Here is a 924-nt window from a genome sequence, read left to right as displayed (position 1 = left end):
TTCACGCCGCAAGGCACGCTTGCGGAAAAGCTGCGCGCGGGCGGCGCCGGCATTCCGGCTTTCTTCACGCGCACCGGTTACGGCACGATCATCGCCGAGGGCAAGGAAACGCGCCAGTTCGGCGATAGCCACTACGTGCTCGAACATTCGCTGACGGCCGACGTTGCGCTCGTCAAAGCGTGGAAGGCCGACAAGGCCGGCAATCTGATCTACCGCCGCACCGCGCGCAACTTCAATCCGATGTGCGCGATGGCCGGACGCATCACGGTGGCCGAGGTCGAGGAGATCGTCGAAGCGGGCGAACTCGATCCGGATGCGATCCACACGCCGGGCATTTTCGTGCAGCGCATCGTGCTCAATGCGCATCCTGAGAAACGCATCGAACAACGCGTCGTGCGCGCGAAAGGAGACTGACATGGCTTGGACACGTGACGAGATGGCTGCGCGCGCGGCCAAGGAGCTGCAAGACGGTTTCTACGTGAACCTGGGCATCGGGCTGCCGACGCTCGTGGCGAACTACGTGCCGCCGGGAATGGATGTCTGGCTGCAATCGGAAAACGGCTTGCTCGGCATCGGCCCGTCGCCGACGGAGGAGGAGCTCGACGCCGATCTCATCAACGCGGGCAAGCAGACCATCACGACGCTGCCGGGTTCGTCGATTTTTTCCTCGGCCGATTCGTTTGCGATGATTCGCGGCGGCCATATCAATCTGGCGATCCTCGGCGCGATGCAGATCAGCAAGCACGGCGATCTCGCGAACTGGATGATCCCGGGCAAGATGATCAAGGGCATGGGCGGCGCGATGGACCTCGTGGCCGGCGTGAAGCGCGTCGTCGTACTGATGGAGCATGTGGCCAAGGGCGATCAGCACAAGATCCTCGAAGAGTGCACGCTGCCGCTCACGGGCGTGGGCGTGGTCAATCG

General features: G+C 63.3%; 2 protein-coding genes. Both read left to right on the top strand.

Annotated features, from left to right (window positions below):
- Positions 1-414 (top strand): CoA transferase subunit A (locus tag DXT59_RS09200; RefSeq protein ID WP_162878007.1); only part of this gene is annotated, 414 nt, incomplete at its 5' end.
- A 1-nt stretch (position 415) separates the two neighbouring features.
- On the top strand, positions 416-924 hold a 509-nt coding region (locus tag DXT59_RS09195; RefSeq protein WP_116136611.1), incomplete at its 3' end, for a 3-oxoacid CoA-transferase subunit B.

It is taken from the genome of Trinickia diaoshuihuensis, from assembly GCF_003390925.1.
Classification (GTDB): domain Bacteria; phylum Pseudomonadota; class Gammaproteobacteria; order Burkholderiales; family Burkholderiaceae; genus Trinickia; species Trinickia diaoshuihuensis.
Note: the sequence above shows the minus strand (reverse complement) of the source record. Positions and strands in the feature narration are given on the sequence as shown.